General features: G+C 61.6%; 23 protein-coding genes and 3 tRNA genes. 1 reads left to right on the top strand and 25 read right to left on the bottom strand.

What is annotated here, in order from left to right:
* Nucleotides 1-75: 75 nt before the first annotated feature.
* From QN219_RS03860 to QN219_RS03755, 22 genes are all read right to left on the bottom strand, one after another.
* Entirely contained in the window at nt 76-345 is a 270-nt protein-coding gene (locus tag QN219_RS03860) for a DUF1467 family protein (protein ID WP_283975973.1), read from the bottom strand.
* A 131-nt stretch (nt 346-476) separates the two neighbouring features.
* Entirely contained in the window at nt 477-881 is a 405-nt protein-coding gene (gene mce / locus QN219_RS03855; RefSeq protein WP_283998061.1) for a methylmalonyl-CoA epimerase, read from the bottom strand.
* A 75-nt stretch (nt 882-956) separates the two neighbouring features.
* A complete protein-coding gene (locus QN219_RS03850) occupies nt 957-2,624 on the bottom strand; it encodes a ribonuclease J (protein WP_283998060.1) in 1,668 nt (555 codons plus the stop codon).
* Nucleotides 2,625-2,649: 25 nt separating this feature from the next.
* The gene (locus tag QN219_RS03845) at nt 2,650-3,417 is read right to left on the bottom strand and encodes a biotin--[acetyl-CoA-carboxylase] ligase (protein ID WP_283998058.1); all 768 of its coding nucleotides are present in this window, start codon (nt 3,415-3,417) and stop codon (nt 2,650-2,652) included.
* Nucleotides 3,414-4,856 (bottom strand): NADH-quinone oxidoreductase subunit NuoN, encoded by a 1,443-nt coding sequence (nuoN, locus tag QN219_RS03840; protein ID WP_283998057.1) that lies wholly within the window; start codon nt 4,854-4,856, stop codon nt 3,414-3,416. Before nuoN ends, QN219_RS03845 begins: the two co-directional genes overlap by 4 nt.
* A gap of 19 nt (nt 4,857-4,875) precedes the next feature.
* Entirely contained in the window at nt 4,876-6,387 is a 1,512-nt protein-coding gene (locus tag QN219_RS03835; RefSeq protein WP_283998056.1) for an NADH-quinone oxidoreductase subunit M, read from the bottom strand.
* On the bottom strand, nt 6,387-8,381 hold the full coding sequence (nuoL, locus tag QN219_RS03830; protein ID WP_283998055.1) for an NADH-quinone oxidoreductase subunit L: 1,995 nt from the start codon (nt 8,379-8,381) through the stop codon (nt 6,387-6,389). The genes QN219_RS03835 and nuoL overlap by 1 nt, the downstream gene beginning before the upstream one ends.
* A 7-nt stretch (nt 8,382-8,388) precedes the next feature.
* On the bottom strand, nt 8,389-8,697 hold the full coding sequence (gene nuoK, locus QN219_RS03825; protein WP_034803568.1) for an NADH-quinone oxidoreductase subunit NuoK: 309 nt from the start codon (nt 8,695-8,697) through the stop codon (nt 8,389-8,391).
* Nucleotides 8,698-8,725: 28 nt separating this feature from the next.
* Entirely contained in the window at nt 8,726-9,340 is a 615-nt protein-coding gene (locus QN219_RS03820; RefSeq protein WP_283998273.1) for an NADH-quinone oxidoreductase subunit J, read from the bottom strand.
* A gap of 145 nt (nt 9,341-9,485) precedes the next feature.
* Nucleotides 9,486-9,977, bottom strand: coding sequence for an NADH-quinone oxidoreductase subunit NuoI (nuoI, locus tag QN219_RS03815; RefSeq protein ID WP_136504284.1), 492 nt, complete (start codon nt 9,975-9,977; stop codon nt 9,486-9,488).
* 64 nt (nt 9,978-10,041) lie between these two features.
* The gene (gene nuoH / locus QN219_RS03810; RefSeq protein ID WP_283998053.1) at nt 10,042-11,085 is read right to left on the bottom strand and encodes an NADH-quinone oxidoreductase subunit NuoH; all 1,044 of its coding nucleotides are present in this window, start codon (nt 11,083-11,085) and stop codon (nt 10,042-10,044) included.
* Between the two features lie 20 nt (nt 11,086-11,105).
* Nucleotides 11,106-13,187, bottom strand: a complete 2,082-nt coding sequence (gene nuoG / locus QN219_RS03805; protein ID WP_283998051.1) for an NADH-quinone oxidoreductase subunit NuoG — start codon at nt 13,185-13,187, stop codon at nt 11,106-11,108.
* Between the two features lie 111 nt (nt 13,188-13,298).
* Nucleotides 13,299-13,925, bottom strand: a complete 627-nt coding sequence (locus tag QN219_RS03800) for an NADH:ubiquinone oxidoreductase (protein ID WP_283998049.1) — start codon at nt 13,923-13,925, stop codon at nt 13,299-13,301.
* 6 nt (nt 13,926-13,931) lie between these two features.
* Nucleotides 13,932-15,236, bottom strand: a complete 1,305-nt coding sequence (gene nuoF / locus QN219_RS03795) for an NADH-quinone oxidoreductase subunit NuoF (RefSeq protein WP_283998048.1) — start codon at nt 15,234-15,236, stop codon at nt 13,932-13,934.
* A gap of 11 nt (nt 15,237-15,247) precedes the next feature.
* Nucleotides 15,248-16,372, bottom strand: coding sequence for an NADH-quinone oxidoreductase subunit E (locus tag QN219_RS03790; RefSeq protein WP_283998047.1), 1,125 nt, complete (start codon nt 16,370-16,372; stop codon nt 15,248-15,250).
* Between the two features lie 16 nt (nt 16,373-16,388).
* Nucleotides 16,389-16,643, bottom strand: a complete 255-nt coding sequence (locus QN219_RS03785; RefSeq protein ID WP_173512536.1) for a hypothetical protein — start codon at nt 16,641-16,643, stop codon at nt 16,389-16,391.
* Nucleotides 16,643-17,833: an NADH-quinone oxidoreductase subunit D gene (locus QN219_RS03780; protein WP_283998045.1), complete on the bottom strand. Its 1,191-nt coding sequence runs from the start codon at nt 17,831-17,833 to the stop codon at nt 16,643-16,645. The genes QN219_RS03785 and QN219_RS03780 overlap by 1 nt, the downstream gene beginning before the upstream one ends.
* Before the next feature lie 56 nt (nt 17,834-17,889).
* Nucleotides 17,890-18,495 (bottom strand): NADH-quinone oxidoreductase subunit C, encoded by a 606-nt coding sequence (locus tag QN219_RS03775; RefSeq protein WP_283998043.1) that lies wholly within the window; start codon nt 18,493-18,495, stop codon nt 17,890-17,892.
* Nucleotides 18,496-18,514: 19 nt separating this feature from the next.
* Nucleotides 18,515-19,093: an NADH-quinone oxidoreductase subunit B family protein gene (locus QN219_RS03770; RefSeq protein WP_153436575.1), complete on the bottom strand. Its 579-nt coding sequence runs from the start codon at nt 19,091-19,093 to the stop codon at nt 18,515-18,517.
* A complete protein-coding gene (locus QN219_RS03765; RefSeq protein ID WP_153436574.1) occupies nt 19,084-19,449 on the bottom strand; it encodes an NADH-quinone oxidoreductase subunit A in 366 nt (121 codons plus the stop codon). The genes QN219_RS03770 and QN219_RS03765 overlap by 10 nt, the downstream gene beginning before the upstream one ends.
* A 307-nt stretch (nt 19,450-19,756) precedes the next feature.
* Nucleotides 19,757-19,833: transfer RNA gene (locus QN219_RS03760), tRNA-Asp, on the bottom strand.
* Between the two features lie 74 nt (nt 19,834-19,907).
* Nucleotides 19,908-19,984, bottom strand: a tRNA-Asp gene (locus tag QN219_RS03755).
* Between the two features lie 450 nt (nt 19,985-20,434).
* On the opposite strand from QN219_RS03755, the gene QN219_RS03750 reads away from it, so the two are divergent.
* Nucleotides 20,435-20,510: transfer RNA gene (locus QN219_RS03750), tRNA-Val, on the top strand.
* A 64-nt stretch (nt 20,511-20,574) separates the two neighbouring features.
* Here the strand turns inward: QN219_RS03750 and QN219_RS03745 are convergent.
* The 3 genes from QN219_RS03745 to QN219_RS03735 all read right to left on the bottom strand — a co-directional run bounded on the left by QN219_RS03745 (nt 20,575) and on the right by QN219_RS03735 (nt 25,773).
* Entirely contained in the window at nt 20,575-20,973 is a 399-nt protein-coding gene (locus tag QN219_RS03745) for a cupin domain-containing protein (RefSeq protein ID WP_283998039.1), read from the bottom strand.
* 61 nt (nt 20,974-21,034) lie between these two features.
* Nucleotides 21,035-24,499 (bottom strand): AAA family ATPase, encoded by a 3,465-nt coding sequence (locus QN219_RS03740; RefSeq protein WP_283998038.1) that lies wholly within the window; start codon nt 24,497-24,499, stop codon nt 21,035-21,037.
* Nucleotides 24,499-25,773, bottom strand: a complete 1,275-nt coding sequence (locus QN219_RS03735) for an exonuclease SbcCD subunit D (protein WP_283998271.1) — start codon at nt 25,771-25,773, stop codon at nt 24,499-24,501. Before QN219_RS03735 ends, QN219_RS03740 begins: the two co-directional genes overlap by 1 nt.
* Between the last annotated feature and the right edge of the window lie 120 nt (nt 25,774-25,893).

The raw sequence follows: 25,893 nt of genomic DNA, 5'->3' as shown, positions 1-25,893 counted from the left end.
GCAGAATGGGCGACACGGCTGTGGGCTTCTGACCTTGGCATGTTTTTGGCATGAACTCGGCAGGCCGGCGACCGTTCAGTAAAATTCCGGCGCGAACCGCGGGATGGAATCGATCCCGTATCCGAGTTTGACAGAAACGACGTACCAACCGAGGTGAATGGCCGCAGCGATGACAGTGGTCAGCAAAACGACACGGAGTGCACGAAACCGCGCCGGAGCGCTTTCGACACTGCCGGGCACGATATCGTTTTCCTCGGCCTGCGTCCGGACTCCCAGCGGCAGAACGGCAAACAGCGTCAGCCACCAAATGATGAAGTAGATGGCAAGGGTCGAAAAAGCGGACATTGCGGGTCTCAATTCAAATCGCTGGACAGGCCGAGCGCCGGCGTTTCCGCCGGAACTGCCGCCAAGGCTATCGCGTCCGCCTTATAGCGTCCCTCAGCCCAGCCGGCAAATAAGTGGGCCGCGCCCGACTGTCACACCTGTTCCAGCTCTATCAGAGTACCCTGAAAATCCTTGGGATGGAGGAACAGGACCGGTTTGCCATGGGCGCCGATTTTCGGCGTTCCATCGCCGAGCACCCGCGCGCCGGCCTGCTTCAACCGGTCGCGCGCCGCGATGATATCCGTTACCTCATAACAAATGTGGTGCATGCCGCCCGCCGGGTTCTTCGCAAGGAAAGCGGCAATCGGAGATGCCTCGCCCAGCGGTTCCAGCAGTTCCACCTTCGTGTTCGGGAGTGTCACGAACACGACCGTGACACCGTGTTCGGGAAGCGCCTGTGGCTCGGTGACGTTTGCACCGAGCGTCGAACGATAGCTTTCAGCGGCCGAAGACAGATCCGGCACGGCGATCGCCACGTGGTTTACCCTTCCCAACATCGAATGCTCCCTTCGCTCGAAGACCAAAGCCGATGGCTGCGTGTCCGTTTACATCGTACCTTGGTGGCGAGGAAATCAGACTTTGGTGACAAAGACCGTGACCACCGGCTTCTTGCCCCAGACCTGATTGGCGGTGCTGCGCACGGCGCGGCGAACCGCTTCCTGCAACATGGCCAAGTCCTTCCGCTTTGCCCGAGGAATGCTTTCCACTGCCCCCAGCACCGCGTCATAGAGCGTGTCATTCATGTCCTCGCCCTCATCATCGAACTCCGGAAGTCCGATCGGCACGACAACGGGATCACCGAGGAAATCATAGCGGTTGTCGAGCACGACATTGACGGAGACGTGGCCGGCGAAGGAAAGCTTGCGCCGCTCGCCGATGCCCATCTCGTCGAAATCGCCGATCAGGATTCCATCCTTGTAGATGCGGCCGTGTGGCGCCTCGTCGATCACTTCCGCCGGGCCCGGAGCCAGGCGCAAGACTTGGCCATTGCGCAGCCGCGGTACACTGGCGACCCCGGAATGCAGCGCCAGTTCGGCATGCGCCGTCAGGTGGGCTGCCTCGCCGTGGACCGGCACGACGATCTGCGGCTTGACCCACTGGTACATCTGCTGCAGTTCGTTGCGCCGCGGGTGACCCGAAACATGCACCAGCGCCTCACTGTCGGTGATGATGTGAATGCCCTGTTCGATCAAACCGTTCTTGATATCGTTGATGGCCTTCTCGTTGCCGGGGATCGTTCGCGACGAGAAGACGATCGTGTCGCCGGCAGAAAACGCCACATTGCGCATCTCGTCCCGGGCAATCTTGGCAAGCGCTGCCCGGGGCTCGCCCTGGCTGCCGGTCAGGATCACGACGACCTTATCGCGAGGAATGTAACCGAACTCGTCCTCCGCCAGGAACGGCTTCAGCCCTTCCATAAGGCCCAGGTCCTTCGCTACGTCCACGACCCGTTTCATCGAACTGCCTAGCAGCAGGACCTCCCTGCCCGCTGCCTCAGCCGCTTCCGCGACGGAGCGAATGCGGCCGACGTTCGAGGAGAACGTGGTGATGCCGACACGACCTTCAGCGTTGGTGATGATCTTCGCCAGACTTTCGGAAACCTGCTGTTCGGAAGGCGAAACCCCATCGCGAAGTGCGTTGGTGGAGTCGCAGACGAGCGCCAGCACGCCTTCTTCGCCAACCTGGCGGAAGCGCGCCTCATCCGTGATTGGGCCGAGCGACGGCTCGAGATCGATCTTCCAGTCGCCCGTGTGTACGACTGTGCCAAGCGGCGTGCGGATGACGAGCGACATCGGTTCCGGGATCGAATGATTGACGCCGACCGCCTCGATGCTGAAGGGGCCGACATTGATCCGGTCACCCTGCTTGAAGATCGTGATCGGAATTTCGCCGCGGCTCTTTTCGAAATCGCGCTTCGCCTCAAGCATGCCGGCGGTGAAGGGCGAGGCATAGACCGGCACGTTCAGGCCGGGCCAAAGATCGTTCAAGGCACCATAGTGGTCCTCGTGCGCATGCGTGATGATGATCGCCTTCAGATTGCGGCGCTCCTCCGCGAGGAAGGCGATATCCGGCAAGACGAGCTCGACGCCGGGCAGTTCCGGGCCCGGAAAGGTCACGCCGCAGTCAACCATGATCCACTGGCGGTTGCCCGGCCGACCGTAGCCATAAAGGCCGAGGTTCATGCCGATTTCGCCGACGCCGCCGAGCGGCAAGAACACCAGTTCTTCTTCCTGCGCCATATCTTTGCGCGCCCCTATTCTTCAATCATCCAAAAAATACATCACCGGCGGCGATCGCCTGCTGCGTGCCGGCGCCGGTATCGAGCAACAACCTGCCGTCGTGGTCAATACCGACAAAACGGCCCGAAAGCGATCGATCCGGCAGGTTGACAGTGATCGTCTCGCCAATGCCGCGCGCCGCCGAACGCCAAAGTTCTGTGATCTTGCCGATACCCGTGCCGCGATCCCAGAGCGCGAGCATCTCGGCCACGGCGAGAAAAAGATGTGCGAACAGTTCCTCGGGCGACGCCGACGCCCCTTCGCGACGAAGCGATGTCGCAGGATAGAGCGCCCCCTCCGGCGCGACACCGACATTCACTCCGAAGCCGATGACCAGCGCCCGCCGATCATCGGCAAGCTCCTCCCCTTCGAGAAGAATGCCGCATGCCTTCTTTCCGTCGATGAGGATGTCGTTTGGCCATTTGATCTCAACGGGCGCTGCCGCCGGCGGCATCACCATCCGGATCGCGCGGTGCGCCGCCACCGCGACTGCAAGAGGCAGGGAATGCAGTCGCGCGACCGGTGCCGGATCGATGAGAAGCAGCGATGCGTAGAGATTGCCAGGCTCGGAAAACCAGGCGCGGCCGCGACGGCCGCGACCGCCCGTCTGGCGCCGGGCGGTGATCCAGAGATTACCTGGATCGCCTTCGCGCGCCCTCGCCAGGCACTCGCTGTTGGTCGAGACGGTCTCGGCAAGCGCGACGTGCCGGAAGTCGTCAAGCGAAATCCGGCCGCCGCCCTTTCCGCCGGTCAAAAGAAGGTCCGGGCCGCAACTTCCGCGGCGCTTCCGAGCGGGCCGCCGATCAGCACGTAACCGAGAACGAACAGACCGGAAAGGCCGAAGACAAGACGCAGTTCGCCGGCAGTGCGGGCAAATTCACCCTTGGCTTCATCGAACCACATGACCTTGATCACACGGAGGTAATAATAGGCGCCGACGACGGACGCGAGCACGCCTATGATCGCGAGCGCGTAGAGATGCGCCTCGATTGCGGCGACGAACACGAAATACTTCGCGAAGAAACCTGCGAGCGGCGGAATGCCGGCCAGCGAAAACATCAGGATCGTCAGCACCGTTGCCATGAACGGATTGGTCTGCGAGAGGCCGGCAAGATCATCGATGTTCTCGACGTGCTCGCCTTCCTTGCGGCGCATGGCGAGAATGCAGGCAAAGGTACCGAGCGTCATGATCATGTAGATCAGCATGTAGAGGATCACGCCGCGCACTCCGGCCATCGAGCCGGCCGCAAGGCCGACCAGGGCATAGCCCATGTGGCCGATCGAAGAATAGGCCATCAGCCGTTTGATGTTCCTCTGGCCGATTGCCGCGAAGGCACCGAGCAGCATGGAAGCGATCGAGATGAAGACGATGATCTGCTGCCAGTCGGCCACCACCGGTTCGAAGGCGTTGATGACGATGCGAACGAGGATCGACATCGCCGCGACCTTCGGAGCGGCGGCGAAGAAGGCCGTGACCGGGGTCGGCGCGCCCTCGTAAACGTCCGGCGTCCACATGTGGAACGGAACCGCGGAAATCTTGAAAGCGAGGCCGGCGAGGATGAATACCAGGCCGAAGACCAGCCCGAGCGACCGGCCTTCCGCCGTCAGCGCCGCAGCGATCTCGTCGAAGCCGGTATGGCCGGTGAAACCGTAAACAAGCGACATGCCGTAAAGCATCATGCCCGACGACAGGGCACCCAGAACGAAATATTTCAACCCGGCTTCCGTCGAACGGATGCTGTCACGATTGATCGCCGCTACGACGTAGAGGGCGAGCGACTGCAGTTCCAGCGACAGGTAGAGCGAGATCAGGTCGTTGGCGGAGATCATCAGCAGCATGCCGAGGGTCGCCAGAACCAGGAGCACCGGAAACTCGAAACGGTCGATCTGGGCCGAGCGGGCGTGACCGACGGTCATCACCATCGCAGTAATGGAGCCGATCAGCGCCAGGACCTTCATGAACTTGGCGAAGGGATCGGAGAGGAAGGCGCCGCCATAGGCCGCGCCCTCGCCGGTCTTCAGGACTAGCCACAGCCCCGCGATGATCAGCAGTGCGACCGCAAGCCCGGTTACCGTCGGTGTGGACCGTTCGCTCGAAAAGACGCCGATCATCAACAGTACCATCGCGCCGACCGCGAGGATCAGTTCAGGGACCGAGAGTTGCAGGCTTGCAAAGAGGGTTTCAGCAGTCATGTCCAGTCACGTCCTGTGGTCATTGCACCGAAAGCGCAACGTCTTGCGCTGCCTGCAGGGCTGCGGAGTAGTTGTTGACGAGCAGATCCACGGAAGCCGCCGTCGCATCGAAGACCGGTGCCGGATAGACACCGAAGAAGATCGTCAGGATCACCAGCGGGTAAAGAATAAGCTTCTCGCGCGCCGACAGATCGAGCAACGCCTTCAGGCTCTCCTTCTCAAGCGCACCGAAGATCACCCGACGGTAGAGCCAGAGCGCATAGGCGGCCGACAGAATGACGCCGGTCGTCGCGAAGAAGGCGACCCAGGTATTGGCGCGGAAGGCGCCAACCAGCGTCAGCACTTCGCCGACGAAACCGGAGGTGCCGGGAAGGCCGACGTTCGCCATGGTGAAGACCATGAAGGCGACCGCATATTTCGGCATGTTGTTGACGAGGCCGCCATAGGCAGCGATCTCGCGGGTGTGCAGCCGATCATAGACGACGCCGACGCAAAGGAAGAGCGCGCCGGAGACGACGCCGTGCGACAACATCTGGAAGATGGCACCCTGAACGCCCTGCGTGTTGGCGGCGAACGTGCCCATGGTCACATAGCCCATGTGCGCCACCGAGGAATAGGCGATCAGCTTCTTGATGTCGGTCTGCATCATCGCCACCAGCGAGGTGTAGATGATCGCGATGATCGAGAGCGTGAAGACGAACGGCGCGAAATAGTCCGACGCGAGCGGGAACATCGGCAGCGAGAAGCGCAGGAAGCCGTAGCCGCCGAGCTTCAGCAGGATGCCGGCCAGGATCACGGAACCCGCTGTCGGAGCCTGGACGTGCGCGTCCGGAAGCCAGGTGTGAACCGGCCACATCGGCATCTTCACCGCGAAGGAGGCGAAGAAGGCAAGCCATAGCCAGGTCTGCATCCCGCGTGGGAACTTGTAGGCGAGCAGTTCCGTGATGTCGGTCGTGCCAGCCTGCCAGTACATCGCCATGATGGCAAGCAGCATCAGCACCGAGCCAAGCAACGTGTAAAGGAAGAACTTGTAACTCGCATAAACGCGATCCTTGCCGCCCCAGACGCCGATGATGATGAACATCGGAATGAGGCCCGCTTCGAAGAACACGTAGAAGAGCACGATATCGAGCGAGACGAAGACGCCCAGCATAAGCGTTTCCAGTATCAGAAACGCAATCATGTATTCCTTCAGGCGCTTCTCGATCGTGAACCAGCTTGCGAGCACGCAGAATGGCATCAAGAGTGCCGTCAGAGGCACGAACAGAACGGAAATGCCGTCAATGCCGAGATGATAGGAGATGCCGGCGCCGAGCCATTCGCGCTTCTCGACCATCTGGAAGCCGGGGTTCGAGGCATCGAACTGATACCAGATGTAGAGCGATACGGCGAAGGTGAAGATCGTCGTCAGCAGCGACACGTTCAGGATGTTGCGGCGGCCGTAGACGCTGTCTTCCCTTGTCAGCAAGAGAAGCAGAACGCCGACGAGCGGCATGAAGGTGACCGCGGAAAGTACGGGCCAATCGGTCATCAGAAGGAACTCCCGAGCATCATCCATGTAACGAGCGCAGCGATGCCGATCAGCATGGCGAACGCGTAGTGATAGAGGTAACCGGTCTGCAACCGGACGACGCGGTCGGTCACGTCGAGAACGCGTGCCGCAACACCATTCGGTCCGACGCCGTCGATGACCCGGCCGTCACCCTCCTTCCAGAGGAAGGTACCGAGACGCTTTGCGGTGCGGACGAAGAGGAAATCGTACAGTTCGTCGAAATACCACTTGTTGAGCAGGAACTGGTAGAGACCACGGTGTTGCTGTGCGAGATACTTCGGTGTTTCCGGCGAGCGGATGTACATGTACCAGGCGGTGTAGAGACCAAGCGCCATGGCCACGAACGGGCTCCATTTCACCCAAAGCGGAACGTGGTGGTATTCCTCGAGAATTTCGTTTTCAGGCAGTGTGAAGAGAGAGCCCTGCCAGAACTCGACATAGTGATGGCCGAAGAAATAATCATGGAACAGGAAGCCCGCGAAGAGCGCGCCGGCGCCGAGGATATAGAGCGGCACCAGCATCACCTGCGGTGACTCATGGACGTGATGCATGACGTCCGAAGAAGCCCGCGGCCTGCCGTGGAACGTCATGAAGGTCAGACGCCACGAATAGAAGCTCGTGAACAGAGCGGCGATCACGAGAAGGATGAATGCGACGCCGGAAACGGCACCATGCGAGGCGAAGGTGGATTCGATGATCGCATCCTTCGAGAAAAAGCCGGCCGTGCCGATGACGGTCCCCGGAATGCCGACGCCGGTCAGCGCGATCGTACCGATGAACATCATCCAGTAGGTGACCGGGATGTGCGTGCGCAATCCGCCCATGTAACGCATGTCCTGCTCTCCATCGACGGCGTGGATCACCGAACCGGCGCCGAGGAACAGGAGCGCCTTGAAGAAGGCGTGCGTGAAGAGGTGGAAGATAGCGGCACCATAGGCGCCGACGCCGAGTGCCACGAACATGTAACCGAGCTGCGAGCAGGTCGAGTAGGCGATGACGCGCTTGATATCGTTCTGCACGAGGCCGACGGTTGCGGCAAAGAATGCCGTGATGGCACCGACCAGGGTAACGACCGTCAGCGCATCGGGCGAGAGCTCGAACAGCGGCGACATGCGGGCAACGAGGAAGACACCGGCGGTGACCATGGTTGCGGCATGGATGAGGGCCGACACTGGCGTCGGTCCCTCCATCGCGTCCGGCAGCCAAGTGTGCAGCAGGAACTGCGCCGACTTGCCCATTGCGCCCATGAAGAGCAGCAGGCAGGTGGCGGTCAAGGCATGCGCCTTGTCGAGCTGCATACCGAACAGCGTGATGACGGGTTCCCCTGCCTCGGCGCCTTCTGCCGGCAGGTAGCTTTGTGCGGCGGCAAAGATGGTTTCGAGGTTGATCGAACCGAAGAGCACGAAGACGCAGAAGATTCCGAGCGAGAAACCAAAGTCGCCGACACGGTTGACGATGAAGGCCTTGATCGCCGCCGCATTGGCGGAAGGCTTCTTGTACCAGAAGCCGATCAAGAGATAGGACGCCAGGCCCACGCCTTCCCAGCCGAAGAACATCTGCAAGAGGTTGTCCGACGTGATCAGCATCAGCATCGCAAAGGTGAAGAGCGACAGATAGGCGAAGAAGCGCGGCCGATGCGGATCATGATGCATGTATCCGATCGAATAGACGTGCACGAGCGTCGAAACCGTGTTGACCACCACGAACATGACCGCGGTCAGGGTGTCGACACGGAAGGCCCATTCGACATCGAAGCTGCCGGACTGGATCCAGCGCAACACCGAGATCTTGATCATTTCCTCTTCGCCAAGCGCGACGTCGAAGAAAACGAACCAGGACAGCGCGACCGCGATGATCATCAATCCGCTTGTCACGTATTCGGATGCCTTCGCACCGATCTGCGTGCCGAGAAGACCCGCAATGAGAAAGCCGATCAGAGGCAAAAAGACGATAGCCTTGATAATGGTGTCCATAGCCCGATCAGCCCTTCATCATGTTGACGTCTTCGACGGCAATCGAGCCGCGGTTGCGATAGAAGACGACGAGAATTGCAAGCCCGATGGCCGCCTCGGCGGCCGCCACGGTCAGGATGAACAGCGCGAAGACCTGACCGGTGATGTCGTTGAGGAAGGCCGAGAAGGCCACCATGTTGATATTGACCGCGAGCAGGATGAGTTCCACCGACATCAGGATGACGATGACGTTCTTCCGATTGAGAAAGATGCCAAAGACGCCGAGCGTGAACAGGATGGCGCTGACGGTCAGATAGTGGGAAATTCCGATTTCCATGTTGTAGTTCCTCGACCTCGCGTCCGGATTAGATGCCCTGCCCGGGCTTGACCGTGACCACCTCGACGGCCGTCTCCGGTGTGCGGGCAACCTGGCGCGGAATGCTCTGGCGCTTGATGTTCTGGCGGTGACGGAGCGTCAGCACGATGGCGCCGATCATGGCGACGAGCAGCACGAGCCCCGCGATCTGGAAGAAGTAGATGTAGTGGGTGTAGAGAACGTCGCCGAGTGCGGCGGTATTCGTCCGCTCGGTTGCCGGCGGGATCGGCATCGAGATGCCCTTGGCGATTTCCGGCGAGAACGTGGTGCCGCCGACGACGATGATGAGCTCGGCCGCAAGGATCAAGCCGATCAGCGCGCCGATCGGCGCATATTCAAGAACACCCGCACGCAGTTCCGCGAAATCGATGTCGAGCATCATGACGACGAACAGGAACAGAACAGCCACCGCGCCGACATAGACGACGAGCAGGATCATCGCGAGGAACTCGGCCCCCGTCAGCAGGAAGAGCCCTGCCGAGTTAAAGAAGGTCAGGATCAGGAACAGAACGGAGTAAACCGGATTCTTAGCCGCAATGACCATGAATGCCGATGCCACCGCAATGAAGGCAAAGAGATAGAAAAAAAGAACCTGCAGACCCATGATCGGTGCCTTTTTCGTCTTGCTCGGCGTGAAGGCGCCTGCCCCCACTCCACGGGCAATGCCGGACACGGTCCGGCCAAATGCCCAATACCTGTTTCACATGCACCGCTCGGAAGCGGCGCGATGCAGCGTTACGCGGATAGCCTCAGCGGTAGGGCGAGTCCATCGCGATGTTACGCGCGATTTCGCGTTCCCACCGGTCGCCGTTAGCGAGCAGCTTCTCCTTGTCGTAGTAAAGCTCTTCACGCGTTTCGGTGGCGAATTCGAAGTTCGGCCCCTCGACGATGGCGTCGACCGGACAGGCCTCCTGGCAAAAGCCGCAATAGATGCACTTCACCATGTCGATGTCGTAGCGCACCGTGCGACGCGTGCCGTCGTTGCGGCGCGGGCCGGCTTCGATGGTGATTGCCTGGGCAGGACAGATCGCCTCGCACAGCTTGCAGGCGATGCAGCGCTCTTCCCCATTCGGATAGCGGCGAAGCGCATGTTCGCCGCGGAACCGCGGACTGACCGGGCCCTTTTCGAAGGGGTAGTTCACGGTTGCCTTCGGCCTGAAGAAATAGCGCATCGACAGGAAGAATGCGCCGACGAATTCCTTGAGAAACAGCGAGTTGACGGCTTGCGAAAGACCGGCCATCATTTACCTCCAAACTTGCCGGCATCGAAGACACCGGCGGTATTCAGCGAAGCTTGAGCGGACATCAAGCCCATCCCATCAGCTTCAGAACGAATGCGACGATCACGACCATGGCGAGCGACAGCGGAAGGAAGACCTTCCAGCCGAGGCGCATCAGCTGATCGTAGCGGTAGCGCGGCACGAACGCCTTGACCATCGCGAACATGAAGAAGACGAACGAGGCCTTGAGCACGAACCAGACGATTCCTGGGACCCAGTTCAGCAGCCAGATGTCAACCGGGGGCAGCCAGCCACCGAGGAACAGGATCGTCGTCAGCGCGCACATCAGGCAGATCGCCGCATATTCGCCGAGCATGAACATCATGTACGGGGTGGAGCCGTATTCGACCATGAAGCCGGCGACGAGTTCGGATTCGGCTTCGGGCAGGTCGAAGGGCGGACGGTTCGTCTCGGCAAGGGCCGAGATGAAGAACACGATGAACATCGGGAAGAGCGACAGCCAGTGCCAGTCGAGGAAGGAGGCTGGCAGGCCAATCATCGTTCCGATGCCGTCGGTCTGGGCAATGACGATGTCCGTTAGGTTGAGCGAGCCGACGCAAAGAAGAACCGTGACGATGACGAAGCCGATCGAGACTTCGTAGGACACCATCTGCGCGGCGGAACGCAACGCGCCAAGGAAGGGATACTTCGAGTTCGACGCCCAACCGCCCATGATGATGCCATAAACTTCGAGAGAAGATATGGCGAAGACGAACAGGATACCGACGTTGATGTTCGCGATCACCCAGTTCGCGTTGAGCGGAATGACCGCCCAGGCGGCGAGAGCAAGCGTCACCGAGACCAGCGGCGCAAGCAGGAAGATCGTCTTGTTGGCGCCGGCCGGAATGACCGGCTCCTTGAAGACGAATTTCAGGAGGTCGGCGAAGGACTGGAACAATCCCCAGGGACCGACGACATTCGGGCCGCGGCGAAGCTGCACGGCCGCCCAGATCTTTCGGTCGGCGAGCAGAATGTAGGCGATGAAGAGCAGCAGCGCGACCAGCAGCAGTAGCGACTGGGCGACCATGATGATCGCAGGCCAGAGATAGGTCGAAACGAAAGCGTCCATGATACTCTATTCCCTCGCGCTCATTCCGCCGCAGCTTTGAAATTGTTGCGTGCCAAAGCCGAGCATTCGGCCATCACGGCGGATGCGCGCGCTATCGGGTTCGTCAAATAGAAGTCTTTGACCGGAGACGCAAACACGGATTTCGCCATCTCACCGGCTTTTTGTGCGAGTGCGGCAATTTCATCGCTGCTGCCCGCTGCAATCGCGTCATTCTCCGCGAAATGCGGATGAGCCGCATAGAGCTTCGCGCGCAATTCACCAAGCGAATCAAAGGGCAGCTTTCGGCCGAGCACATCGGAAAGCGCCCGGATGATGGCCCAGTCTTCGCGCGCATCGCCAGGGGCGAAGCCGGCGCGGTTGCCCATCTGTACCCGCCCTTCGGTGTTCACCCAGATCCCGGACTTTTCGGTGTAGGTCGCGCCCGGAAGGATGACATCGGCTGCATGTGCGCCGTTGTCGCCATGCGAACCGATATAGATGGTGAAGCCGCCTTTGCGCGCCGAAAGGTCGAGCTCGTCCGCGCCGAGCAGGAACAGCACTTCCGCGCTGCCGACCATATCGCCTGCCGACTTGCCGCCCTCGCCGGGGACAAAGCCAAGATCGAGCGCGCCGACGCGGGAGGCAGCCGTATGAAGAACGGCAAAACCGTTCCAGTCTGTGCCGACCGCGACGACAGCGACCGCGAGCTTCGCGGCGTTTGCGAGAACGGCCGCACCGCTCTCCCCTGCCAGCGCGCCCTGGCCGACGATGATCAGCGGGCGCTGCGCTTTCTTCAGGGTCGCGAAGAACTTGGCCTTGCCGGAAAGAAGTTCGGCCAGCGTCTCGCTGCCGGCACCGAGATATTCGTATTCGTAACGCAGTTCGCCCTGCTCGCCGATCACGGCGATCGGGAAGTTGCCCATGCGGTAGCGCTTGCGGATGCGTGCATTGAGCACGGACGCTTCGAAACGCGGATTGGAGCCGATGATAAGCAGCGCATCAGCGCTTTCGACGCCCTGGATCGTCGGATTGAAGATGTAGCTCGCACGGCCGAGCGACGGGTCGAGCGCTGCACCATCCTGCCGGCAGTCGATATTCTGCGAGCCGAGCGACGAAACGAGTTCCTTCAGCGCGTACATTTCCTCGACAGAAGCGAGATCGCCGGCGATCGCGCCGATCTTGTCGCCCGAGGTCTTCGCAACGGCAGCCTTGATCGCCTGGAACGCCTCGCTCCAGCTTGCGGGCTGAAGGCGGCCGTCCTTCTTGACGTAGGGGCGGTCAAGGCGCTGTGTCTTCAGGCCATCCCAGATGAAACGGGTCTTGTCGGAGATCCATTCCTCGTTGATGTCCTCGTTGACGCGCGGCATGATGCGCATGACTTCGCGGCCGCGCGTGTCGACGCGGATCGCCGAGCCGAGCGCGTCCATGACGTCGATCGATTCGGTCTTGTTCAGTTCCCACGGGCGTGCCGTGAAGGCGAATGGCTTGGAGGTCAGGGCGCCGACCGGGCAGAGGTCGACGACATTGCCCTGCAACTCGGACGTCATCGCCTGCTCGAGATAGGTGGTGATCTCGGCGTCCTCGCCGCGACCTATGAGACCGAGTTCGGCAATGCCGGCGACTTCAGTCGTGAAGCGGACGCAACGCGTGCAGTGGATGCAGCGGTTCATTACCGTCTTCACCAGCGGGCCGATATACTTGTCCTCGACCGCGCGCTTGTTCTCCTGATAGCGCGAGCTGTCGATGCCGAAGGCCATGGCCTGGTCCTGCAGGTCGCACTCACCGCCCTGATCGCAGATCGGGCAGTCGAGCGGATGGTTGATCAGCAGGAATTCCATGACGCCTTCGCGTGCCTTCTTGACCATCGGCGTGGTCGTGAAGACTTCCGGCACTTCGCCGTTCGGGCCGGGGCGCAGATCGCGCACGCCCATGGCGCAGGAAGCGGCCGGTTTCGGCGGCCCGCCCTTCACCTCAATCAGACACATGCGGCAGTTGCCGGCAACCGAAAGCCGCTCATGGAAACAGAAGCGCGGAACCTCGGCGCCGGCTTCTTCACACGCCTGAAGCAGCGTGAAATGATCCGGGACCTCGATCTCTTTTCCGTCGACTTTCAGCTTTGCCATCTTCGCACTCAATCCTGTCTTCCGTCCGCCTGCCTCTCGGCGGCAGACAATTCCTTTATAGCGATGCCGCTTGCTGGCGATGGCCGCTGAGGGTCATCGCCTCATCTCTCATCACGCGCCCTTGAGCGCCTTCGCCTGCCCCACCCAGTCGTCACGCAGGATGCGGCCGTCGAAGCCGAGTTCCTTATCCAGCCGCGCCACATCCGCCTCGCTCCAGCCGGCGATGTCCGCAAAGCGGCGAATGCCCCTGGCGTTCAAGACCTGCTCAAGCTTCGGGCCGATGCCGGAAATCCGCTTGAGGTCATCGGCCGCAACCTGCCTCGACGCCTTGGCGGGCGCCTTCGCTTTCGCCTTCGGCCTGGATACCTTGGAAGACCGCGCAACAACGGGGGGTGACGAAGCTTCTGGCGCTTGCTGCACCGCCTGTCTGGCCGGTGCAGCCGTTGGCACCGGCTCGACCGGCGCCGGGATGCCTTTCTGCATGGCACCGACAGCGCCCTGCATGGCGCCGAACATGATGCCGGCGATATGACTGGACAGGCCGAAACCAAGCGCCGTTGCTGCGGCAACTGCCGCCGCCGGATGCGCCATTAGCGGGTACGACGAGAGATTCGGCATGTTTTTCATCCATTCGGCCATGCCGAACGGATCGGCCGGGTCGACGTCGAGGGGCGCCGCGAATGGAATGGCTACGCCGACCTTTTCGCTGCTCTGTCCGTCTTTGCGTATCCCGGCCATCGATCGTTACTCCGCTGCTTCGAGCACCGCGCCGTGCGACGTCGCGTTGCGTGTGTATTCGTCGATGCGCTTTTCGATCTCCGGACGGAAGTTGCGGATGAGGCCCTGAACCGGCCAGGCGGCCGCATCGCCGAGCGCACAGATGGTGTGCCCCTCGATCTGCTTCGTCACGTCGAAAAGCATGTCGATCTCGCGCTTCTGCGCGCGGCCCTGCACCATGCGCTCCATCACGCGCCACATCCACCCCGTGCCCTCCCGGCACGGCGTGCACTGACCGCAGCTCTCGTGCTTGAAGAATGCCGAGATGCGGGCGATCGCCTTGATGATGTCGGTCGACCGGTCCATGACGATCGCGGCAGCGGTGCCGAAGGACGACTTCACCTCGCGCAGGCCGTCGAAGTCCATCGGGCAGTCGATGATGTCTTCGGCCTTGACCACCGGGCACGACGCACCTCCCGGGATGACGGCCAGGAGGTTATCCCAGCCACCGCGGATGCCGCCGGCGTGCTTTTCGATCAGCTCGCGGAACGTGATGCCCATCGCCTCTTCGACCGTGCACGGCTTGTTGACGTGGCCGGAAATCATGAACAGCTTCGTGCCGACGTTGTTCGGCCGACCGATCGAAGAGAACCAGCCGGCGCCGCGGCGCAGGATCGTCGGGGCAACCGCGATCGACTCGACGTTATTGACGGTCGTCGGGCAGCCGTAGAGACCCATGTTCGCCGGGAATGGCGGCTTCAGGCGCGGTTGACCCTTCTTGCCCTCGAGGCTTTCGAGCAGCGCGGTCTCCTCACCGCAGATATAGGCACCGGCGCCGTGATGGACGTAGATGTCCATGTCCCAGCCGTGCTTGTTGTTCTTCCCGAGCAGGCCCGCGTCATAGCACTCGTCGATCGCAGCCTGCAGCGCCTCGCGCTCTCGTATATATTCGCCGCGCACATAGATGTAGGCAGTGTGGGCACCCATGGCGAAGCTCGCAATCACGCAGCCTTCGATCAGCGTGTGCGGATCGTGGCGCATGATGTCTCGGTCTTTGCAGGTCCCCGGCTCCGACTCGTCGGCATTGACGACCAGATAGTGCGGCCTGCCGTCACTTTCCTTCGGCATGAAGGACCACTTCAGGCCTGTCGGGAAGCCTGCGCCGCCACGGCCGCGAAGGCCGGAAGCCTTCATCTCGTTGATGATCCAGTCGCGGCCCTTTTCAAGGATCTGCTTGGTGCCGTCCCAATGACCGCGCGCCATGGCACCGCTCAGGGACTTGTCCTTTAGGCCGTAGAGATTGGTAAAGATGCGATCTTCATCTTTTAGCATGGTTCACCTCTTTACCGCGGCTTCTTGCCGAAAACCTTGATGTGTTCGGCTTCGCCGCCCTTGGCGAGCGCCTTGGCCTGCTTGACCCAATCGTCGCGCTCAATGCGGCCCCTGAAATTCAGATACCCGTCGACCCATTCGCGCTCGGCCTTTTTCCAGGAAGCGACCTGGGCGAAGGTGTAAATGCCAAGCTCGTTCAGGATGCCTTCGACCTTCGGACCGACGCCCGAGATCAGCTTGAGGTCGTCGACGACAGGCGGCTTCTCAATGCCTGCAGGGCGGTCCTTGTCCTCGAGAGAGGGCCGGCCCGTGACCGCAGGCTTCGCCGGCTTGGACTTGTCAACCGTCTCGCCCTCGGCCTTGGCGATTGCGGCCGCTTCTTTTCTCGCGGTCGCCGGAGTCTTCAATGTCGGGTTGGTGACGGCGCTTGCGGTCTTCGGCCTTCCCGCGTTCGCCGGCGGCACGCTGACGGCCGGCTCGCTCGACGCCTTCTTTGCCCGAGCGGGGCTGTTCTTAATCGGCGGATCCGCCGTGAGCAATGTCGTCGGACCGCCAACGGGCGCGGAATAGAAGCGATCGATCTGGGGGCCGGGCTTGATCTCCGCGCCCTTGCCTGCTTCGAAAGCGTCGACGATCTGTTCCAGCCGCTCAGGCGTCAGGTCTTCGAAAGTATCCTTGAAGATCATCACCATCGGAGCGTTCACGCAGGCGCCCTGACATTCGACTTCTTCCCACGACAGCGTCCCACTCTCGTTCAGAGCAAAGGGTTCCGAAGCGATCTTGCTCTTGCAGACCTTGATCAGATCCTCGGCGCCCCGCAGCATGCACGGCGTCGTTCCGCAAACCTGCACATGCGCGCGCGTGCCGACGGGTTTCAGCTGGAACTGCGTGTAGAAAGTCGCAACTTCGAGAACGCGGATATAGGGCATGCCAAGCATGTCTGCGATCGACTCGATCGCCGCCTTCGTCACCCACCCGTCCTGCTCTTGAGCGCGCATCAGCAGGGGAATGACTGCCGACTGCTCGCGGCCCTTCGGATATTTCTTGATCGTTGCCTTGGCCCAGGCCGCATTCTCTTTGTTAAATGCAAAGCTCGCTGGCTGGACAGTGTCTTCGGCTAGTCGACGAACGGACATTCTAGTGGACACCTTATCAGTTAATCGAACCACACCGCGATTTCGCCACCGAGACGAATTCGCAGGCATAGGCTGACTGGTCTTTCTGCAAAAATACGATGTAGCGCGTGCCGTTGGCGACCGCGGCCTTGATCTCATAGCCCTTCGAAAGGAGTGCGGACATGGAGCCGCCGCGCAGGGCCTGGGACGACGCGCTGTCCACTTCCTCCTGGGCCGATGCCGCAGAAGTGAACGCAAGAAGCCCGAGAACGGCAAGCGGCGCCAGACGCATCAGCGGTCTACCTCGCCAAAAACGATGTCCAGAGAGCCCAGCACAGCCGAGACGTCGGCAAGCTGGTGTCCGCGACAGAGGAAGTCCATAGCCTGCAGATGCGCGTAGCCCGGGGCGCGGATCTTGCACCGGTACGGCTTGTTGGAGCCGTCGGAGACCAGATAGACGCCGAACTCGCCCTTCGGCGCTTCGACCGCGGCGTAAACTTCGCCGGCCGGTACATGGTAGCCCTCGGTGTAGAGCTTGAAATGGTGGATCAACGCCTCCATAGAGCGCTTCATCTCGCCGCGCTTCGGAGGCACGATCTTGCCGTCCATCGACGAGACCGGCCCCGCCTTCGCGTCGCCGAGCAGACGGTTCACGCACTGGCGCATGATTTTTGCCGCCTCGCGCATCTCGATCATGCGGATCAGATAGCGGTCGTAGCAGTCGCCGTTCTTGCCGACCGGGATGTCGAATTCGAGATCGGAATAGCATTCATAGGGCTGCGCACGGCGGAGATCCCAGGCGGCACCCGAGCCACGCACCATGACGCCGGAGAAGCCCCAGGCCCATGCATCCTCCAGCTTGACGACGCCAATATCGACGTTGCGTTGCTTGAAGATGCGGTTTCCGGTGAGGAGCTCGTCGATATCGTCAACAGTCTTCAGGAACGGGTCGATCCACTTGCCGATATCCTCGACCAACTGGTGCGGCAGGTCCTGATGCACGCCGCCCGGACGGACATAGGCCGAGTGCATGCGGGCGCCGCAGGCGCGTTCGTAGAAGACCATCAGCTTCTCGCGCTCTTCGAAGCCCCAGAGCGGCGGCGTCAACGCGCCGACGTCCATCGCCTGCGTCGTCACGTTGAGAAGATGCGAAAGGATACGGCCGATTTCCGAATAGAGGACGCGGATAAGCTGGCCCCGGATCGGCACTTGCGTGCCTGTCAACCTTTCAACGGCCAACGCGAAGGCGTGCTCCTGGTTCATCGGCGCGACGTAGTCGAGCCGGTCGAAATAAGGTATCGCCTGCAGGTAGGTCTTGGTCTCGATCAGCTTCTCGGTGCCCCGATGCAGGAGGCCGATATGCGGATCGACGCGCTCGACGATCTCGCCGTCGAGCTCCAGCACGAGGCGTAGAACGCCGTGCGCCGCCGGGTGCTGCGGACCGAAGTTGATGTTGAAGTTGCGGACGTTGTGTTCGGTCATACCGATTGCTCCAGGCCGGATGACATCCTCGGCGGATCGTCACGGGCCGACTTAACTCAGCGTGCCTTCGCCTTTTCATCGCCGGGCAGGACGTATTCGGTCCCTTCCCATGGCGAGAGGAAGTCGAAGTTGCGGAATTCCTGCTTCAATTCGACGGGCTCATAGACGACGCGTTTGACCTCGTCGTCGTAACGAACTTCGACGAAGCCGGTGACCGGGAAGTCCTTGCGCAGCGGATGGCCCTCGAAGCCGTAATCCGTCAGGATGCGCCGCAGGTCCGGATGGCCGGTGAAGAGAATGCCGTAAAGGTCGTAGGCTTCCCGCTCGAACCAGTCTGCGCCCGGGTAAACAGCCGTCGCAGACGGCACAGGCTCGCCTTCCGCAGTCTTGACCTTCACGCGGATGCGCAGGTTCTGCCGCGGCGAGAGCAGGTGATAGACGACGTCGAAACGATCGGGCCGCTGCGGCCAGTCGACGCCGCAGACGTCGACCAGGTTGATAAAGGCGCACTGCACGTCATCGCGCAGGAACGTCAGCAGCGCCACGACGTTTTCCGCCTTGGTCGTCACCGTCAGTTCGCCGAAGCTGATGGCTGCGTCGACGATCAGCGCGCCGCGCGTCTCGCGAAGATAGGAGGCAAGCTCGTTCAGGGCTTCACTCATGTCAAAGAACCCCCTGCCCTTAGCGCTCGATCGTGCCGGTCCGGCGGATCTTCTTCTGCAGCAGAAGCACGCCATAGAGCAGCGCTTCTGCTGTGGGAGGACAGCCTGGCACGTAGATGTCGACGGGCACGACACGGTCGCAACCGCGTACGACCGAATAGGAATAGTGATAGTAGCCACCACCGTTGGCGCAGGAGCCCATCGAGATGACATAGCGCGGCTCCGGCATCTGGTCGTAGACCTTGCGAAGCGCGGGCGCCATCTTGTTGGTCAGCGTACCGGCGACGATCATGACGTCGGATTGGCGCGGCGAGGCACGCGGCGCGAAGCCGAAACGTTCGGCGTCATAGCGCGGCATCGACATCTGCATCATTTCGACGGCGCAACAGGCAAGGCCGAAGGTCATCCACATCAGCGAACCGGTGCGCGCCCAGTTGATCAGCTCATCGGTCGAGGTAACGAGAAAACCCTTATCGGCGAGCTCATTGTTGATCTCGCCGAAGAAGGCATCATTGCTGCCGATCGGCTTGCCGGTCGAGGGATCGATGATCCCCTTCGGCTGTGGCGCAACGAGCGTGGTGCCGGATGTTAGTTCCATTCCAGCGCTCCCTTCTTCCATTCATAGATAAAGCCGACCGTCAGCACCAGGAGGAAGACCATCATCGACCAGAAGCCGAACCAGCCCATTTCCCTGAACGAAACAGCCCAGGGGAAGAGGAACGCCACTTCCAGGTCGAAGATGATGAAGAGGATCGACACGAGATAGAAACGGATGTCGAACTTCATGCGGGCGTCGTCGAACGCGTTGAAGCCGCATTCGTAGGCCGAGAGCTTTTCCGAATCGGGCGCCTTGAAGGCGACTGCAAAAGGGGCGACCAAGAGTGCGAGGCCGATCACAAGAGCGATTCCAATGAAAATCGCGATCGGAACATAGGAACCGAGAAGTTCAGTCATTGTTATCCGTCCCTGCCTGCGGGAGAGCGCCGGAGAGGCACTTGAACAACAAATCTCGCAGGCCGAAAAATATGTTGCAACGCCAGAGTGGTTAGCGCAGCCCGCGCCCGCGCGCAAGCCTTGAAGGGGCATTTAAACCGCTTCGCGACACCGGATGAAGCGGCATTATTCGGCGCAGCAACGACAAAACGCGCATTTGCGGGAATCGACGAACCTTGCCGTAGACAATGGCGCACCGAGACAGATTGCCGCAATGCAAAAAATGCCAAAGTCCGGACCATCAGAACCGATCGAAGGACAGGAGAAGTGGCGCGAGTGACGGGGCTCGAACCCGCGACCTCCGGCGTGACAGGCCGGCACTCTAACCGACTGAGCTACACCCGCGCATCATGACCACGCGTGGTCATTATTACATCATCGGCACATTTTGAGAATGCCGCTGGTTTGCCTTTCAAGAGTGGCGCGAGTGACGGGGCTCGAACCCGCGACCTCCGGCGTGACAGGCCGGCACTCTAACCGACTGAGCTACACCCGCATTATCTTGACTAGGCCGGAGCGACTTTCGTACGCCCCGCATCAAAGCGGCCCTGCCGTTCGATGAGCGGCTAACTAAGCGGTTCGCATTTGGGTGTCAAGCGTGTTTGAAGACAAATCCGTGACGGAGCGAATTTTGATCCACAGCCGACTTCGCGACACGAAATCAGATACTGAACGAGACGCCAATGGGTGACCTGTCGCCTCCGCACACTTTCTTCGCCGACGGCTGCGCCCGCCGCCGGATACCTCAACGAGATAGCCGTGCCTTGTCTGACGACACCGCCACACGCGCGGGAGGTTGTCCACAGGCGGCGGGGATGCGCTCCGGCGCGCGAAAACGGTGTTCATAAAAAAAATCGAAAAAACCTCGCAAATGCTCTTGCGGTTTTTCCCGGTTGCGCATAGATCACGCCCACCGACGCGGCGGACACGTGTTCGAAACGCGAAAGGGCGATTAGCTCAGTTGGTAGAGCGCCTCGTTTACACCGAGGATGTCGGGAGTTCGAGTCTCTCATCGCCCACCATTTCATCCCAGTATCGTCGACGATTTGAGCGCAACGGCACTGCCTCTCTAAGAACATCTCCTCGTCACGTTCCGCTATACTGCTCAACCGTCACGTGTTCGAGCCAATCCACGACCTTGCCGTCGAGTGCTTCCTGGATCGCGATATGGGTCATGGCCGTGTTCGGCCCGGCACCGTGCCAGTGTTTTTCGCCCGGCGGAAACCACACGACGTCGCCCGCGCGAATCTCACGCAGCGCCCCGCCCCAGCTTTGTGCGAGTCCACGGCCAGCTGTCACGATCAAGGTCTGGCCGAGCGGATGCGTATGCCAGGCCGTGCGTGCGCCGGGCTCGAACGTCACGGTGACGGCGCGAACGCGCGCCGGCTCAGGTGCCTCCATCACGGGATCCTGCCGCACCGATCCAGTGAAGTACTCCGTCGCCCCGCGCACAGAAGGCCGCGATCCGCATTCCATGATTTCCATCGGGGAGTCCTCCGTGTTGTCGATCCAATATCCAAGACAGCGTGAAGCGGGCGCGCTTCGGTTAAAGCCTGTGAATGGTTACTGACGGGCACGCGTCCCGCGCGACATCGCACAAATGTTCGTGGTGGGTAAGATAGATCACCTGCCCGACTCGCGCCATGTCCGCCATCAGCTCGAAGGCGCGGCCGGCGCGATCGTCGTCGAATGTTTCCATGATGTCGTCGGCGATAAACGGTAGCGCCTCCCTGGCGGCAGCAACCTCGTGGTAGCCGGCAATCCTGAGAGCGAGATAGAGCTGAAACCGCGTGCCTTTCGAAAGATCGCCGGCGAGCTTCGACCCACCCGAGGCGACGTTCGCGATCAGGTATTCCTGCCCCTTGTCCGCATGCGTGGAGAGGCCGGAATATTCGCCGCCGCTGATCTGCATGAACATTCGGGAAGCGCGTTGCATCATGGCGCTGCGATGGCGCTCGCGAAACAGCCGTAGCGCCTGCTCGGCGGCAACCACGCCGGCCCTCAGTCGCAAATAACCGATCGCCCTGTTTTCGATGTCGAGAAGCAACGTCCGGCGCCGCTGCTCCAATTCGGCGACCCCGTCCCCGCCTTCGACGCCGGCAATCGCCTTTTCGGCGCTCCGCACCTCCGCATGCAGTTCGCTGACATCGCGATCGGCAGCGTCAATCGCCTCCTCCAACCTGGCGAGGTCGTGGCGCAATTGCGTCTCGTCGACCGCTGCGAGGATTGTCTCGGCCTCTTCGCATGTGGCCACGCAAAGCCGTGTGACAAGATCATTCTCGAGCTCGGCGAGCCTTTGCCGCAATCTCTCCTGCTCGCGCACTGCGTCAAGGCAAGCGCCGGCGTCGTCAAGCGTTGTGCATCCAAAGAAATCGAGAATGACCTGTTTTGCGCAGAGATGGAGTCGCTCCTCCGCGCGCAGCGCTGTTAGGTTCTCCTCCATTCGCTCTATGCTGGCAAGAACCACCCCGCGGCGCTCTTGCTGCTGATGAGCAGCACTGATTCGGTCGCGCAAGGATGCGAAGAGGACCAGCGGATCGCTTGCGGTCTGCTTCATCCCGAATGCTTCGGACAGATTTGAAACCGCGTCGCAGAACGCAACCTTATCCTTGCGCATGCCGGCGATTCGATGGTCGAGATCAGCCTTGCGTTGCATCAGCTTGTCGAAATCCTGCAAGACGGCGAGCACAGGCCCAATCTCTTGTGGTACAGGCCGCTCGATCCGGCCAGCAAGCCAGGTCGCTGCGAGCGCCTCGTCCCATTCCCGCTGCCACGCGGCCATCTCGGCCTCGACGATTGCAAGCGCCGCCTCCCGGCCTTCCAGCGATTCCGAAGCCCAGCGATGCTGCTCAACAGCAGCACGATGCGCGGCGGCGGCCGTCTGCGCCTCGGAGACGACACGCTCGGTGACCGCCAGCAGGCCGTCCAAACGTCCTGGCACGTTCTCTGTCACTCCAACCCCAGCAAGTTCGTCCTGAAGCGTGCTGACGGCTGTCGCTTCTTCGCGGGCCGCCCGCTCGTGCTGCTGGCGCGCCGCACGCAAAGCCACCCGTATTTCCAAGGCGGCGGCACGCGTCGCCAACCAGGCGTCCAGTTGCGGCAACAGCATGACGTTAGGTAAACCGCAGGCGCTCGCGGCCTCACCCACCGCCGCATCCAACTCCCCGCGCGCCCTAACCGCTGCTCTTCTTTGCTCTTCAAGTTCCTGCAAGCGGGCGCGCCGTTCGGCAACCGCACATGTCAGGCCGCGTATCTCTGCGAGCCGTTCCGCCTGCCTCAAACGGAAGGTGGTGACTCGATCATCCTCCTTCAGCAGCGTCTCGAAGGCGCTGGCCGTGACGTCATCCAGCCGAAGGCGGTGCGCCTGCCACGCCAGATCGCGCCGCTGGCGCAACTCGCCCGCGGCCGTGTCGTCCACAGCACCGCCGAAAGAGTTGAACGCCGCAAGACGCGCTTCATCTCCGGCCTGACGCTCGCTTTCATCTGCAATCCTCGCGTCGAGGCGCAACCGCCGGTCCGCCTGCAGCGCTGCCTCCGCCCGCCAGGCCTCGACCATGCCAGGCGCCGGAACGCAAACCGCCGCAAGCTCGTCGGCATTTCCGTCAAACGGCCGCAGCGCGTCGAGCTTGTCGGAGAGTTCCGCCTCGAGTCGGTCGACCTCGCGTCTTGCTGCGTGTTGACGAAGCAGGCAATCGTTATGGCGCGCCAGCTGCAGACGTTCGGCGAGATGGCTGAGGTCCTTCCCGCCTCCCCCCAGCCCGGAAAGATTGCGGTCGGCCTCCTGCCACTGCCGCTTCGCTTTCCCTGTCTCCTCGCGCGCGGATGACAGCCTTTCGGCGAGCATCGCATGTCGCCGGACGAGATCCTGCAGCCGGGCGCCGACTGCGGCGGGCAAGAGGAGTGCGATGGGATCGGGATTGCCTGCCTCACCGAGACGGACGAGACAGGCCTCGATCCCGGTTGACGTGACGGCAAGCTCGTCAAGGCGAGACGGCATATCCCGCGCGGCCGTCAGATAGCGGGCGTCGAGCGCGGTTTCGCGAAGCACCTTGAAGCGGTCCGCGAGCGTCAGTGCCAGATCGTCCAGCGGCAGGTCTTCCAGCGCTTCGCGCCGGAGGTGCAATTCCTCATTCAGTTGTAAAAGCCGGGCGGCAATTTCCGCTTCCGTTTTACGAAGCGCCGGCAGTTCGCTCCACCATTCCGAAGGCGGCAGCGGCAGAGCTTCCTGTCGCGCGAGTTCTTCCTGCGCCGCGCGCAGCCGCCCGAGAAGCGGCAGACAGTCGAGCTGTGCGCGCACCCGGTCCCGGCCAACGCGCAGTTCCGTGCGCTGCGCGGACGCCCTGTCATGGCGCTCGCGGGCGCTTGCCAGCGTCTTGCGAAGCGACGCATATTCGCGCGCGTTGATGTCGACTGCGTTGCGCTCGACCTTCAGCGCATCGAGCTCGCCCCTCAATTCGGCGAGTCCGTGCTTTCGCCCTTGCGGCCTGTAGAAGGCATCCGCCTCGGTCCGCAAGTTCGCCAACACGGCACTGCTATCCGGCAGGCCGGAACTCGCCGAGAAGAGGAGCGAACCAAGCTCGCCTTCGCTCTTCAGAATGCTTTCGCCGCCCTGTTCAATGCTGTCATCGTCCAGCGAGAACATCATTCGATAGGTCGCGCGATCGATAGAGCCGAGGGCGGCCGAAAAGAGATTTTCCGGCAGCGGCTGTTCATCGGGACCGATCAGGCTGTTTGCGTTTCGTTTGATGCGGTAGCCGTGATGTCGCCGACCGCCGGTTTCGACGATGCCACCGACACGCATCGTCTGGTATGGGTGCAAAAAGCCATAGGGGCTGAGGCGCTCGATCCCGAAAAGCAGATCGAGAAAACCGGCAAACAACGTCGACTTGCCGGCCTCATTCGGACCGTAGACAAGGTGAAAGTCCGGTTGCCCGGATTTGGCATCGCCGAAATCGAGGCTCCGCCCGGTGAACTTGCCGTAGCGCACAAGGTCGAGTTGCTGGAGCCGCATCAATCGCCAACCTTGGCGGCGCCGTGGAGATGTGCCAGCACATCCGCGCTCCCCATCAGCCCGGCACCCATCACCAGTTTTTCGAACGCGCTTTCATCGGGCGCCAGCGTCTGTCGCAGCTCAAGCGGCAGCTGCTGCAAGAGCTCTTCGGCGACAGCTCTTATTTCCTTCCGAAAGCCGAAGCCCGGTAGGACCTCGTTCTCGACAAGGGCGGCAAGTTCCTCCACCGGCTCTCGCGAAGGCCGATGGCATGCATCTCGCGGCTCCTGGCAGTGAAGCTCAATTTTCTCTACCCAACATCCACCGAGCCCAGCAGCAATGTTCGTGAGCTCTGTTTCCAAAAGATCCGCGTCTCTTCTCAGGCGCCAGGCAAGCGGAGAAGCGCCCGTCAGCGACAAACGCAGAATGAGGTTCTCCGCCGATATCTGGTGCCGGAGTCGGGCGAGTCCACGCGTCACCAGATCCAATGCGTCGCGCCATTCCACGGCGCCGGTGATATCCACAGAAAGCCGCTCAAACACGGCCGCGCCGATAGGACGCTCCTCGATCTCGACGCGCCCGTGATCGTCGATCGTGACGACGGTTACGCCCTTTGCACCCGCTTCGTTGATGTCGCGACCCTGCGGCATGCCCGGCATGACGACAAAGGGCTGCGCGCTGTGCACCTGGCGCTGGTGAACATGGCCGAGCGCCCAATAGTCGAAGCCATGCCGTTGGAGATCGGCGACACTGCAAGGCGCATAGCGATCATGCCCTTCCGAACCGGAAAGGCTCGTGTGCAGAATGCCGATGTTGATCGCTTGGGCGACCGGCGGATGGAAGGACGGCAGCAGGCTCTCCGGTGCGTGCGGATTGGCGAAGCTCACCCCGTGAACATGAACCGTCCTCCCGTTCGCCAGTGTCTTGGCAAGCGTCGGCTTGCTCCGCCCCTGGAAGACGTGAACCGAAGGTGGCAGCGTCAGCTCGCGCGTTACCTGGGACTGGGCGTCGTGGTTGCCGCGAATGAGAAACGTCCTGATGCCGGCTTCGTCCAGGCGACGCAGCTCGCCGGCGAGGAAAAGCGCCGTGTTCATGGAGGTCTGGCTGCCGTCATAGAGGTCGCCGGCGATCAACAGGGCGTCGACGCTTTCGGCGATACACAGGTCGACGATGCTTGCCAATGCGCCTCGGGTGGCGCCGCGCACGAGATCGGAGAGCTCCGCATTCCTGAGGGCCAGGCTTCGCAAGGGTGAATCGAGGTGGAGGTCTGCGGTGTGGACGAAGCGGAAGGGCATGGCCGGACCATGGCCCGGCGTTGCCTCACCCGTCAATGGCGCCAATCACTCGACCACAGGCGATCCGGTCACCATCCCCAACGTCGTTGGGCCTCATCAACAAGATCGCTCTTCTTTCAA

It is taken from the genome of Sinorhizobium sp. 8-89 (assembly GCF_030124325.1).
Lineage (GTDB): Bacteria > Pseudomonadota > Alphaproteobacteria > Rhizobiales > Rhizobiaceae > Sinorhizobium.
Note: the sequence above shows the minus strand (reverse complement) of the source record. Positions and strands in the feature narration are given on the sequence as shown.

Excerpts from the sequence above, each read along its gene's own strand:
- mce (WP_283998061.1), bottom strand. The coding sequence starts at position 881 with ATGTTGGGAAGGGTAAACCACGTGGCGATCGCCGTGCCGGATCTGTCT.
- QN219_RS03735 (WP_283998271.1), bottom strand. The coding sequence starts at position 25,773 with ATGCCCTTCCGCTTCGTCCACACCGCAGACCTCCACCTCGATTCACCC.
- QN219_RS03790 (WP_283998047.1), bottom strand. The coding sequence starts at position 16,372 with ATGTCCGTTCGTCGACTAGCCGAAGACACTGTCCAGCCAGCGAGCTTT.
- QN219_RS03745 (WP_283998039.1), bottom strand. The coding sequence starts at position 20,973 with ATGGAAATCATGGAATGCGGATCGCGGCCTTCTGTGCGCGGGGCGACG.
- QN219_RS03800 (WP_283998049.1), bottom strand. The coding sequence starts at position 13,925 with ATGGCCGGGATACGCAAAGACGGACAGAGCAGCGAAAAGGTCGGCGTA.
- QN219_RS03780 (WP_283998045.1), bottom strand. The coding sequence starts at position 17,833 with ATGACCGAACACAACGTCCGCAACTTCAACATCAACTTCGGTCCGCAG.
- QN219_RS03860 (WP_283975973.1), bottom strand. The coding sequence starts at position 345 with ATGTCCGCTTTTTCGACCCTTGCCATCTACTTCATCATTTGGTGGCTG.
- nuoN (WP_283998057.1), bottom strand. The coding sequence starts at position 4,856 with ATGACTGCTGAAACCCTCTTTGCAAGCCTGCAACTCTCGGTCCCTGAA.
- nuoI (WP_136504284.1), bottom strand. The coding sequence starts at position 9,977 with ATGGCCGGTCTTTCGCAAGCCGTCAACTCGCTGTTTCTCAAGGAATTC.
- nuoG (WP_283998051.1), bottom strand. The coding sequence starts at position 13,187 with ATGGCAAAGCTGAAAGTCGACGGAAAAGAGATCGAGGTCCCGGATCAT.
- QN219_RS03740 (WP_283998038.1), bottom strand. The coding sequence starts at position 24,499 with ATGCGGCTCCAGCAACTCGACCTTGTGCGCTACGGCAAGTTCACCGGG.
- QN219_RS03850 (WP_283998060.1), bottom strand. The coding sequence starts at position 2,624 with ATGGCGCAGGAAGAAGAACTGGTGTTCTTGCCGCTCGGCGGCGTCGGC.
- QN219_RS03770 (WP_153436575.1), bottom strand. The coding sequence starts at position 19,093 with ATGGAACTAACATCCGGCACCACGCTCGTTGCGCCACAGCCGAAGGGG.
- QN219_RS03820 (WP_283998273.1), bottom strand. The coding sequence starts at position 9,340 with ATGGGTCTGCAGGTTCTTTTTTTCTATCTCTTTGCCTTCATTGCGGTG.
- QN219_RS03765 (WP_153436574.1), bottom strand. The coding sequence starts at position 19,449 with ATGACTGAACTTCTCGGTTCCTATGTTCCGATCGCGATTTTCATTGGA.
- nuoK (WP_034803568.1), bottom strand. The coding sequence starts at position 8,697 with ATGGAAATCGGAATTTCCCACTATCTGACCGTCAGCGCCATCCTGTTC.
- nuoL (WP_283998055.1), bottom strand. The coding sequence starts at position 8,381 with ATGGACACCATTATCAAGGCTATCGTCTTTTTGCCTCTGATCGGCTTT.
- QN219_RS03775 (WP_283998043.1), bottom strand. The coding sequence starts at position 18,495 with ATGAGTGAAGCCCTGAACGAGCTTGCCTCCTATCTTCGCGAGACGCGC.
- nuoF (WP_283998048.1), bottom strand. The coding sequence starts at position 15,236 with ATGCTAAAAGATGAAGATCGCATCTTTACCAATCTCTACGGCCTAAAG.
- nuoH (WP_283998053.1), bottom strand. The coding sequence starts at position 11,085 with ATGGACGCTTTCGTTTCGACCTATCTCTGGCCTGCGATCATCATGGTC.
- QN219_RS03785 (WP_173512536.1), bottom strand. The coding sequence starts at position 16,643 with ATGCGTCTGGCGCCGCTTGCCGTTCTCGGGCTTCTTGCGTTCACTTCT.
- QN219_RS03835 (WP_283998056.1), bottom strand. The coding sequence starts at position 6,387 with ATGACCGATTGGCCCGTACTTTCCGCGGTCACCTTCATGCCGCTCGTC.